The following is a 10,241-nucleotide window of genomic DNA, read 5'->3' as shown; positions in this document are numbered from 1 at the left end:
GCCCGGGGCCACCGCCAGGGGCGGGTGACGCCGGGAGCGGACGCGCCCGTCAGCCGACGGCGGCCAGGTCGGTGAGCCGGGCGAGCGAGTCCTCCAGGTCGGCGCCGACCCGGCGCAGGCCCAGGCGCAGCAGGGCCGCCTTGACCGGGCCGGCCGGCCAGCGGACGACGATGAGTCGCACGATCGTCCCGCCCTCCTCCTCCTCGTCCTCGGTGAGCTGGACGTAGATCTCGGTGCGCGCCTCCGCACGAGCACCGGCACCCTTGGCCCGTTCCCGCCAGCCGATCAGCGTCGGCTCCTGATAGGCGATCACCTCGGCCTCATGCGCCGAACCGCGCCCCGCCTGGACCAGCTGCCGCCGCCCGAAGCCCTCTCCAGAGAGCACTTCGGCCGCGCGGACCCCCGCCAGCCAGGCCGGTAACTGCTCGGCCCGCTGTACGACGTCCCAGACCACTTCCACCGGCGCCGCCACGTGCGCACTGCGTTCCACGAGGATCATTTCCGTCTTTCCTCCAGTGAGGACATCCCACGATATCGGCACTCTATGCGCTAAATCGGACTTACGTGGACGGGTTAGGAAAAAGACACGCCGATCAACCATTGCGGATTGCGCCAACCCGGCCTATGGCGCATTCATCGACAGCGCCCTAGAGTCCCGAACACGTTTCACGTTGACCGGGAGGGCGCATGCCGACCGCACCGATGCCCAAGTTCCCCGCCGGCTTCCGCTGGGGCGTCTCCACGTCCGCCCACCAGATCGAGGGCGCCACCACGGCCGGCGGACGCGGAGCGTCCATCTGGGACACCTTCGCGCGCTCCCCCGGCCGGATCAGCGACGGCAGCAGCGGCGAGATCGCCTGCGACCACTACCACCGGTACGCCGAGGACGTGGCGCTGCTGGCCGGTCTGGGCGTCTCCGCGTACCGGTTCTCGATCGCCTGGCCCCGGGTGCAGCCCAGCGGCAGCGGCGCGGCCAATGCCGCCGGCCTGGACTTCTACGACCGCCTGGTCGACGAGTTGCTGGCCGCCGGCGTCGACCCGGTGGCCACCCTGTACCACTGGGACCTGCCCCAACCCCTGCAGGGCGCCGGTGGCTGGCTCAACCGCGACACCGCCGCCCGCTTCGCCGACTACGCCGAGCGGACCGCCGCCCGTCTCGGCGACCGCGTCCGGCTCTGGATCACCCTCAACGAGCCGTTCATCCACATGAGCCTCGGCTACGGCATGGGCGTGCACGCCCCCGGCGAGATGCTGCTCTTCGACGCCTTCCCCGTCGCCCACCACCAACTGCTCGGGCACGGGCTCGCGGTCGCCGCGCTGCGCGCCAGCAGCGCCAGCCCGGTGGCGATCGCCAACAACTACTCCCCGGTGCGGGTGCTCGGCGACCGCGACGCCGACCGGGCCGCCGGGGCCGCGTACGAGGCGCTGCACAACCGGCTCTTCACCGACCCGCTGCTCGGCCGCGGCTACCCGGAGCTGCCCGGCTTCGACCCGGGCGTCGTCCGCCCCGGCGACCTGGACATCATCGCCGCGCCCATCGACGTGCTGGGGGTCAACTACTACAACCCCACCGGCGTACGGGCCGCCGAGGAGGGCTCGCCGCTGCCGTTCGACCTGGTGCCGCTGGACGGCTACCCGCGTACCGCCTTCGACTGGCCGGTCGCCCCCGACGGGCTGCGCGAGCTGCTCGGCTGGCTGCGTGACACGTACGGCGACGCGCTGCCACCCATCGAGATCACCGAGAGCGGCTGCGCGTACGACGACGCACCCGACGCGGACGGGCAGGTGGCGGACCCGGAGCGCATCGCGTACCTCGACGGGCACCTGCGGGCGGTCCGGGCCGCCATCGACGACGGGGTGGACGTACGCGGGTACTTCGTCTGGTCGCTGCTGGACAACTGGGAGTGGGCCGAGGGGTTCACCAAGCGCTTCGGGCTGGTGCACGTCGACTACGCCGACCAGAGGCGTACACCAAAGTCGTCGTACGCCTGGTTGCGGGACGTGATCGCGGCCTCCCGGGACGGTTCGGCGCGGTGACCACCCTCGACCCCGCGCCGGCGGCGCTGCCGGCGGCGCTCGCCGAACCGACCGTGCCGGTGCGACGCGGCTGGATCGGTCTGGTCTTCGCGGCCAACCTCGGCGTGTGGATGGCGTTCTTCACCCCGATCCAGGTGCTGCTGCCGCAGCAGATCGAGCGGATCGCGCCCGCCGACAAGGAGACCATGCTGGCCGTGGTCACCGGCCTGGGCGCGTTGGCCGCGGTGCTGGCCAACCCCCTGGCGGGCGCGCTGTCCGACCGGACCTGCCTGCGGATCCTCGGCCGGGAGTTCGGTCGTCGGCACGTCTGGACCGCCGGCGGCGCGGTGCTCGGCGCGGCGGCGCTGGTGCTGCTGGCCCAGCAGCGGACCATCCTCGGGGTCGCCGTCGGTTGGGTCGCCGCCCAGGTCTGCTTCAACGCGATGCTGGCCAGCCTCACGGCCGCCATCCCGGACCGGGTTCCGGTGGCGCAGCGCGGCGCGGTCTCCGGCTGGGTGGGTATCCCGCAGGCGCTCGGGTTGGTGCTCGGCGCGGTGCTGGTCACCGCAGTCGTCACCGGCAACGCCGCCGGCTACCTGGCCATCGCGGTGGCCATCCTGGTGCTGTCGCTGCCGTTCGCGCTGCTCACTCCCGACGACCGGCTGCCCCGCGCGCACCGCCCGGCGCTGCGGGCCCGGGCGCTGTTCGCCTCGATGTGGATCAGCCCGCGCCGGCACCCGGACTTCGCCTGGGCGTGGATCACCCGGTTCCTGGTCCAGCTCGGCAACGCGCTGGGCACCCTCTACCTGCTGTACTTCCTCACCGACGGGGTGCGTTACCCCGACCCCGAGGGCGGTCTGTTGGTGCTGATCCTGCTCTACACGCTCGGCATGATGCTGACCGCGGTGGTCGCCGGCCGGCTGTCGGACCGCTCCGGGCGGCGCAAGGTCTACGTGATCGTCTCCGGCCTGATCATGGCGGTCGCGGCGCTGCTGCTCGCCATCGCGCCGGTCTGGCCGATGGCGATCGTCGCCGCCCTGCTGCTCGGCGCCGGCTACGGCGTCTACCTCTCGGTGGACGCCGCCCTGATCACCCAGGTGCTGCCCCGGGCCACCGACCGCGCCAAGGACCTGGGCGTGATCAACATTGCCAACTCCGCGCCGCAGGTGCTCGGCCCGGCGCTCTCCGCCCCGCTCGTCGTCCACCTGGGCGGGTACCCGACGCTCTACGCGGTCACCGCCGCGGTCACCCTGGTGGGCAGCGCCCTGGTCGTCAAGATCCGCTCAGTCCCCTGAGTCGGGGGGCCGTGGCCAAAAGCGGTCGCCGGCCGCCGTAGGCTGGAGGACGTGACGGTACGTGTGCGCTTCGCCCCCTCCCCGACCGGTATGTTCCACGTCGGCGGCGCCCGCTCGGCGCTGCAGAACTGGATCTACGCCAAGCAGCAGGGCGGGGTGTTCGTGCTGCGCATCGAGGACACCGACGCGGCCCGCAACAAGCCCGAGTGGACCGAGGGCATCCTCTCCGCGCTGGACTGGATCGGCATCTCCCGGGGCAGCTACGAGGGGCCCTACTTCCAGTCGGCGAACGCCGGCGAGCACCGGGCCGCCGCCACCCGGCTCTACGAGTCGGGTCGGGCCTACTACTGCGACTGCACCCGCGAGGACGTGCAGGCCCGTACCGGCTCGCAGTACCAGGGCTACGACGGCTACCACCGCGACCTCGGCCTCGGCCCGGGGCCTGGGCACGCGCTGCGCTTCCGTACGCCGGACGAGGGCACCACCGTGGTCGTCGACCTGATCCGGGGTGAGCCCACCTTCGAGAACAAGCTCATCGAGGACTTCGTCATCGCCCGCGGCGACGGCTCGCCGGTCTTCCTGCTCGCCAACGTCGTCGACGACATGACCATGGGGATCACCCACGTGATCCGGGCCGAGGAGCACCTACCCAACACCCCCAAGCAGCAGCTGCTCTGGGACGCCCTCGGAGTCAAGCCGCCGGTCTGGGCGCACGTGCCGGTGGTGGTCAACGAGAAGCGGCAGAAGCTCTCCAAGCGCCGCGACAAGGTCGCCCTGGAGGCGTACCGCGACGAGGGCTACCTCGCCGCCGCGATGCGCAACTACCTGATGCTGCTCGGCTGGGCGCCGTCGGGCGACCGGGAGATCGTGCCCTGGTCGGTCATCGAGGACGAGTTCCGGCTGGAGGAGGTCAACCCCTCCCCCGCGTTCTTCGACGAGAAGAAGCTGCGCGCCTTCAACGGCGAGTACATTCGCGCGCTGCCGGTGCCCGAGTTCATCGACGCCTGCCAGCCGTGGCTGACCGGCACCGGGACCATCGCGCCGCCGCCGTGGCAGCCGGAGGAGTTCGACGCCGACGCCTTCGCCGCCGTCGCACCGCTGGCACAGACCCGGATCGCCGTGCTCAGCGAGATCGTGCCGAACGTCGACTTCCTCTTCCTGGCCTCGCCGCTGATCGACGAGGCGGCCTGGACCAAGACCATGAAGGACGGCTCGGGTGACCTGCTGGACGCCGCCGTCGCGGCCTTCGAGGCGCTGGAGTCCTGGGACGCCGAGTCGCTGAAGTCGACGCTGGAGGCGGTCGGCGCCGAGCGCGGCCTCAAGCTCGGCAAGACGCAGGCGCCCGTCCGGGTCGCGGTCACCGGCCGCACCGTCGGCCTGCCGCTGTTCGAGTCGCTGGAGGTGCTCGGTCGCGAGCGCACCCTGACCCGGATGCGCGCCGCCCGGCTCCGCCTGCCCTGACAGTCCGACCGGCAGCGGGCCGGCGTCGTACCTACGCGTCGCCCCCTTTGCTCTGCTTCAACCCACGCAACACCCGGTGTCCGAATATCGGACGCGAAGTGTTGCCTCCGCTGAAGCAGAGCAAAGGGGGACGCGGACACCCCGTTCACCAGGCCTGCGGCGATCGTGTGATCAGTGCGCCCGGTTCCTGCGACGGAACACCAGGCCGGCGGCGAGAGCAGCGAGCAACACCAGGCCGCCGAGCGCCCAGAGCCACCAGCGGCCACCAGAGTCGGACCGCTCCGAGGCCGCTGGCACAGCGGACGCCGTTGAGCTGCCCGCCGGCGCCGATGGCGGCCCGCCCGAGGACGGGTTGACTCCCGAGGGCCCGGCCGAGGGCGAGCCGGTCGGCGCTGCCGCCGGGCCGGTGCCGGCGGCCGAGGGGCTGGCGGACGGGTCGGCGGCCGTGCCGGTGGTGAGGGTGAACCGCACCTCGCCCTTGATCGGGTGGCCGTCGCTGGACGCGAGCTGGTACCCGACGATGTAGAGCCCCGCCGCGCCGGGCTTGAACGGCACGCGTACCCGACTGCCGTCGAAGGTCGGCTGCCCGCCGGCGACCACATTGTCCGGTCCGGTTATTGTGATCTTCGTCGTAGCGGGGGCCGGCTTGGCCAGGAACCGAAGCTCGACCCGGGCGGGCGCGGTGGCCACCCGGGCGCCGTCGCGCGGATCGCTGCCGGTCAGCGAGTTGTGCGCGGCGGCCGGTGTCGCCGGGGCCAGCAACGACACACCGAACGCCACGCCGAACACCACTGGCACGACCCGCGCCATTCGTGTAACCCTGCCCCCCATGAAACCCTCCGTAAGGGTACGATCCGCCCGCTGATCAAAACAGCTCCTCATTAGTCGAGCAGAGATCGCAGATAGTTCCAATTACTGTTCCACAAGCTGCAATTCATCGACGTTCTGCGGAGTCTGTGAGAGTGGGCCCGACCGCTCGGTCGGTGTTGTCACCGGCCGACCGACCCGGACGTCATGACGAAGCCATCCATCGAACGGGGCGAGGAGGCGGGATGGTCCGACAGATGAGGCGCTGGGTCGCCGTGCTGGCGGGCACGCTGGCGGCGGCACTGCTGGCGCTCGGCACCGCCGGCCCGGCCAGCGCGGCGCCCAAGCCGGCACCCGCCGGTGTGGACATCACCGGCGAAGGGCTCACCGAGCCGCTGCGGCTCCGGTCGGACACCCAGCCCACGCACGTGGTGGCGGTCATCGACCAGGTCAACTTCTTCGGTCGTACCGGCATGCCGACCGGGCCGAAGGCAGCCAACCTCGGTCCGAAGTACACGGTCGTGGTGCTCGCCGGTGAGACGCCGAAGCAGACGTTCGACCTCTACCCCAAGGCGGCCGGCGGCCCGCGCGTCTACCGACCGGCCAAGCAGCCGGACGGCCGCAAGACCAGCGCCGGCTGGTTCCTCGGCCGGCTCAGCATGTCCGAGACGCTGCGCACCGCCGGGGTGCCGCTGGAGCGGCAGTTCGACACGGTCAGCGGCGGCGTGGGCGGCGGCGAGCGGGTCCTCCCGGAGGACACGATGGACCCGGCGCGGGACATCGACGAAGCGCTCGGCGAGTTGCAGCGACTGCTGCTGCTCAACGTCGCGGTCATGCTGACCATCACGGTCGGTCTCGCCGGAATCGCCCTGCTGATCCGCCGCCGGACCCGCTGACCTCGGGCGGCGGGTCAGACCAGCCGTCGCGCGGTCAGCACCAGCGGCGCGGCGGGCGCTCCCGTCGGGTGGCCCGCTGACGCGGCCGGACCGGGCCGTGCCGGTGCGCCCCCGCCCACCCGGGCAGTTCGCTGCGGCAGCCGGTGACGTCGTCCGGCTCGGCCGGCACCGGCTCGGTGGCCCGTTGGCGTGGCACGGCCACGTCGTCGTCGGCCCGCTCGGACGGACGGCCGCCGGTCGACTCCGCCGGGTGCGCCGACGCCCCGCCGACCGGCCGGCGCGGCTTGCCGGCCGCCTGCGGGTCGTGGTGCCCCAGCCGGCAGGGCTCGCCCTGGGCGCAGCCGTGCTCGGCCTCCCCGTGCGCCATCCCCGGTCTCCTCACGCTCGCACTCACGCGCGGGGGCGCTCCCCCCGACGTGCCCTGTCACCGTACTGGCCGGGACCGACGGCCTGTGCACGGCGTACCCCGGGGTCAGCGCTTCGGGCGGCGAGGGAACATGGTCTCCCAGACCGGGAAGGCGACCAGCCAGATCAGGATCACGACGGTGAGGCTGCGGATCCAGTTGCCCAGTTCACGGGTTCGTTCCGCGTCGTTGACCCAGAGGATCGCCGCACCGAGCAGGGCGCACGCGACAGCCCAGCCGAGGAGCGCCTTGGCCCGCACCCGCCACGAGTGGCGGGAGTGGGCCAAGGCGTAGCGGGGAGGCCGCACCGGCGGCGGACCACCGGCGAACCGGTGGGCGAAGCGCTGGTCCGCCCAGCGCACCATCGAGTGCCCGAAGGCCACCGAGAAGCCGAGGTAGGCGGCGGCGAGACCGTGACTGACGCCTGCGGTCGCGCCGCGGCGCAGGTCGATCACCGACGCGGCGAGCAGTGCCAGATCGACCAGCGGTACGCAGACCAGCAGCGCCGCGCCGAGTCGTGGCCGGCGCAGCGGATAGCGGGCCACCAGCCCGGCGCCGAGCAGGACCCAGAACGCGATCTCACAACCGATGATCACCGCGACCACCATGGCGACCTCCCCCCGTCGTCGGCACCCAGCGTCGCCGATCGGCGGGGCCCGGGCCTCGACGCCGGAGACGAGATCGGGGTCCTCCCTTCGACGGACCAACCGTCCGGGACGCGCTCGACGTACCCCTTTCGACGCATGTCGGAGCCGGCGGGCTCCTTCCCTGGTCGGAGTCGGAGGGTCGACGGTTGTGGTGGGATCGGGGCATGCGACCGCCACCGTGGCTCGGCTCCGGCACGGCCGGCCGGGATCTCACGCTGGCCGGCGCGTCGCTGATCGGTGGCCTGGTGCTGTACGGCCTGGGCATGCAGCCGCAGATCGTCCCGCACCCGGACGTGCCGCCCGAGCTGTTCCTGGCGCCGCTGCTGGCGGTGTGCGTGGCCGTCGGTCTGCGTCGGGTCGCGCCACGCGCCAGCCTGGCAGTGGGGACCGGGGCGCTCGTGGTGGACACGGCGCTGGGCAATTCGCTGGGCACCGTCGTGATCTACACGCAGGTGCTCTACGACGCCTGCGTGTACGGCCCGCCCCGGCTGTGGCGGTGGCTGCTCGGGATCACCGCGACGTTGAGCGCGATCGCGGTGGTGGCCGGCGTGCTCGGCTTCGGGCAGTGGCGCGGGGCCGCCGTCGGGGTGCCGGTGGTGCTCGCCGGGCTGCTGCCGGTGCTGACCGGGATCAGCGTGCGGCAGTACCGGGACCAGGCCGCCGCCGAGCGGGCCCGGGCCGAGCAGACCGCCCGGCTGGTCGAGCTGGACCGCCGGCAGGCGGTCAGCGCCGAACGGGCGCGGATGGCCCGGGAACTGCACGACGTGGTCGCCAACCACCTGAGCGCGGTGGCCATCCACGCCACCGCCGTGCTGTCCGTACCGGGGCTGGAGCGGGGCCAGGTGGAGTCGGCGTTGCGGGTGATCCGGGAGAGCAGCGTGCAGGGCCTGGCCGAGATGCGGCAGATGATCGAGCTGCTGCGCGAGCCGGACGCGGGTGAGCGGGGCACGGCGGGCGTGGTCGGCGCGGTGCCGGAGGCGGTCACTGCGCGGCTCGCCGAGGCGGACGGGTTGGTCGAGCGGATCCGGGCGGCCGGCCTCGCGGTACGGGTGCAGACCGACGGCACCCCGGGTCCGCTGCCGGTGGGGGTCGACCTCGCCGCGTACCGGATCGTGCAGGAGTCGCTGACCAACGCGCTCAAGCACGGCACGGGCGAGGCGGAGCTGACCATCGCGTACCGGCCGGCGGAGGTGGTGCTGACGGTGGAGAATCCGGTGCGCCCGGACGGGTCGGGGCTGCCGGGCGCCGGGGCCGGGCTGATCGGGATGCGGGAGCGGGCCGCGCTGCTGGCCGGCCGGTTCACCGCCGGGCCGCACGACGGCCGATGGCAGGTCCGGGCCGCCCTGCCCACCGGGGAGGGCGGGTGACCGCGCCGCGCTCGGGCGACGCCGGCGCCGCGCCGGTACGGGTGGTGCTCGCGGACGACCAGCCGGCGGTACGGGCGGGTCTGGCCCTGATCCTGGGCGGCTCGCCGGGCATCGAGGTGGTCGGCGAGGCGGCCGACGGCGACGAGGCGGTCCGGCTGTGCCGGCAGGTGCGCCCCGACGTGGCGGTGCTGGACGTGCGGATGCCACGCCTCGACGGGATCGCCGCGACCAGGGCGATCGTCGCCGACCGGCTCGCCGACGTGCTGGTGCTGACGACCTTCGACCTGGACGAGTACGTCTTCGGCGCGCTGCGCGCCGGGGCGTCCGGGTTCCTGCTCAAGGACACCGACGCGGCGGGACTGGTCGCGGCGGTGCACACCGTGGCGCGCGGTGAGGGGTTCATCGCCCCCACGGTGACCCGTCGTCTGATCGCCGCCTTCGCGGCCACCCCGCCCGGCGCGTCGGCGGCCGCCCGGGCCGCGCTGGACACCCTGACCCCGCGCGAACGCGACGTGCTGGCCTGCCTCGGCCTGGGCCTGTCCAACCAGCAGATCGCCGACCGGCTGGCGCTGGCGGAGAGCACCACCAAGACACACGTGAGCCGGATTCTGGCGAAGCTGGACCTGCGCAGCCGGGTGCAGGCCGCGATCCTGGCCCAGGAGCTGGGCCTGCTCGCGCCACCGTGACCCTGCGCCGGGACCGGCCGACCCGGGCCCGCTGACCGGTGCCGGCGTGGATGGCCTGCTCACGACGTGTCAGGCTAGGGCGGTGAGTACGCCCGACGGTGGGGAGTTGGCGGCCACGCTGCGCCGGATCGAGCGATCGGCGGGAGCGCTGGCCACCGCCAGCGTGGCCCGGATGGACGAGACGCTGCCGTGGTTCCGCGCCCTGCCGGCCGACCAGCGCTCCTGGGTGATGCTGGTGGCCCAGGCGGGCGCCCGGTCGCTGGTGCAGTGGCTGCGCGACGGCGGCGGCACGGCGGACAGCACCCAGGAGGTCTCCGACGAGGTGTTCGCCGCGGCACCCCAGGCGCTGGCCCGGTCGATCACCCTCCAGCAGACGGTGGCACTGATCAAGGTGACCATCGACGTCGTCGAGGAGCAGGTGTCGCAGCTGGCCGCCGAGGGTGAGGAGCAGCTGCTGCGCGAGGCGGTGCTGCGCTTCTCCCGGGAGATCGCGTTCGCCGCCGCCCGGGTGTACGCGCGGGCCGCCGAGTCGCGCGGCGCGTGGGACGCCCGGTTGCAGGCCCTGCTGGTCGACGCGCTGCTGCGCGGTGACTCGCCGGACGTCCTGGCGAGCCGGGCCGCCGCGCTGGGCTGGGCGGACGCGCCGCCGGTCGCGGTGGCGG

Annotated in this window: 10 protein-coding genes and 1 pseudogene; 7 read left to right on the top strand and 4 right to left on the bottom strand. The window is 73.3% G+C overall.

Annotation, left to right across the window (positions count from 1 at the left end; genetic code table 11):
• Window positions 1-49: 49 nt before the first annotated feature.
• Window positions 50-499, bottom strand: coding sequence for an SRPBCC family protein (locus tag AB0J68_RS17945; protein WP_354859490.1), 450 nt, complete (start codon window positions 497-499; stop codon window positions 50-52).
• A gap of 188 nt (window positions 500-687) precedes the next feature.
• Here AB0J68_RS17945 and AB0J68_RS17940 point away from each other — a divergent pair, with 188 nt between their 5' ends.
• The 3 genes from AB0J68_RS17940 to gltX are packed head-to-tail and all read left to right on the top strand — an operon-like array spanning window position 688 to window position 4,772.
• Window positions 688-2,037: a GH1 family beta-glucosidase gene (locus AB0J68_RS17940; RefSeq protein WP_363939466.1), complete on the top strand. Its 1,350-nt coding sequence runs from the start codon at window positions 688-690 to the stop codon at window positions 2,035-2,037.
• On the top strand, window positions 2,034-3,311 hold the full coding sequence (locus AB0J68_RS17935; RefSeq protein ID WP_354859485.1) for an MFS transporter: 1,278 nt from the start codon (window positions 2,034-2,036) through the stop codon (window positions 3,309-3,311). The genes AB0J68_RS17940 and AB0J68_RS17935 overlap by 4 nt, the downstream gene beginning before the upstream one ends.
• Before the next feature lie 51 nt (window positions 3,312-3,362).
• Window positions 3,363-4,772, top strand: a complete 1,410-nt coding sequence (gltX, locus tag AB0J68_RS17930; RefSeq protein WP_355135109.1) for a glutamate--tRNA ligase — start codon at window positions 3,363-3,365, stop codon at window positions 4,770-4,772.
• 171 nt (window positions 4,773-4,943) lie between these two features.
• Here the strand turns inward: gltX and AB0J68_RS17925 are convergent, their stop codons facing one another.
• Complete coding sequence (locus AB0J68_RS17925) at window positions 4,944-5,582, bottom strand: copper resistance CopC family protein (protein WP_354859479.1); 639 nt, start codon at window positions 5,580-5,582, stop codon at window positions 4,944-4,946.
• A 242-nt stretch (window positions 5,583-5,824) separates the two neighbouring features.
• Between AB0J68_RS17925 and AB0J68_RS17920 the strand changes: the two genes are divergently transcribed.
• The gene (locus tag AB0J68_RS17920) at window positions 5,825-6,475 is read left to right on the top strand and encodes a hypothetical protein (RefSeq protein ID WP_354859478.1); all 651 of its coding nucleotides are present in this window, start codon (window positions 5,825-5,827) and stop codon (window positions 6,473-6,475) included.
• Between the two features lie 34 nt (window positions 6,476-6,509).
• On the opposite strand, the gene AB0J68_RS17915 is transcribed toward AB0J68_RS17920, so the two are convergent.
• Entirely contained in the window at window positions 6,510-6,842 is a 333-nt protein-coding gene (locus AB0J68_RS17915; RefSeq protein WP_354859476.1) for a hypothetical protein, read from the bottom strand.
• Between the two features lie 105 nt (window positions 6,843-6,947).
• Entirely contained in the window at window positions 6,948-7,487 is a 540-nt protein-coding gene (locus tag AB0J68_RS17910; protein ID WP_363939464.1) for a hypothetical protein, read from the bottom strand.
• 203 nt (window positions 7,488-7,690) lie between these two features.
• Between AB0J68_RS17910 and AB0J68_RS17905 the strand changes: the two genes are divergently transcribed.
• The 3 genes and pseudogenes from AB0J68_RS17905 to AB0J68_RS17895 all read left to right on the top strand — a co-directional run.
• A complete protein-coding gene (locus AB0J68_RS17905; protein ID WP_363939462.1) occupies window positions 7,691-8,893 on the top strand; it encodes a histidine kinase in 1,203 nt (400 codons plus the stop codon).
• Window positions 8,890-9,579 (top strand): response regulator transcription factor, encoded by a 690-nt coding sequence (locus AB0J68_RS17900; protein ID WP_363939460.1) that lies wholly within the window; start codon window positions 8,890-8,892, stop codon window positions 9,577-9,579. The genes AB0J68_RS17905 and AB0J68_RS17900 overlap by 4 nt, the downstream gene beginning before the upstream one ends.
• Before the next feature lie 46 nt (window positions 9,580-9,625).
• Window positions 9,626-10,241: pseudogene (locus tag AB0J68_RS17895) on the top strand (PucR family transcriptional regulator); the annotation flags it as partial.

The sequence above is a fragment of the Micromonospora sp. NPDC049580 genome (assembly GCF_040675595.1).
GTDB lineage: Bacteria > Actinomycetota > Actinomycetes > Mycobacteriales > Micromonosporaceae > Micromonospora.
The sequence above is the reverse complement of the archived record's forward strand: the minus strand, read 5'-3'. Positions and strand labels throughout refer to the sequence as shown.

Coding starts and splice junctions, on each gene's coding strand:
- AB0J68_RS17945 (WP_354859490.1), bottom strand. CDS start 499: ATGATCCTCGTGGAACGCAGTGCGCACGTGGCGGCGCCGGTGGAAGTG.
- AB0J68_RS17940 (WP_363939466.1), top strand. CDS start 688: ATGCCGACCGCACCGATGCCCAAGTTCCCCGCCGGCTTCCGCTGGGGC.
- AB0J68_RS17925 (WP_354859479.1), bottom strand. CDS start 5,582: ATGGCGCGGGTCGTGCCAGTGGTGTTCGGCGTGGCGTTCGGTGTGTCG.
- AB0J68_RS17920 (WP_354859478.1), top strand. CDS start 5,825: ATGGTCCGACAGATGAGGCGCTGGGTCGCCGTGCTGGCGGGCACGCTG.
- AB0J68_RS17915 (WP_354859476.1), bottom strand. CDS start 6,842: ATGGCGCACGGGGAGGCCGAGCACGGCTGCGCCCAGGGCGAGCCCTGC.
- AB0J68_RS17910 (WP_363939464.1), bottom strand. CDS start 7,487: ATGGTGGTCGCGGTGATCATCGGTTGTGAGATCGCGTTCTGGGTCCTG.
- AB0J68_RS17905 (WP_363939462.1), top strand. CDS start 7,691: ATGCGACCGCCACCGTGGCTCGGCTCCGGCACGGCCGGCCGGGATCTC.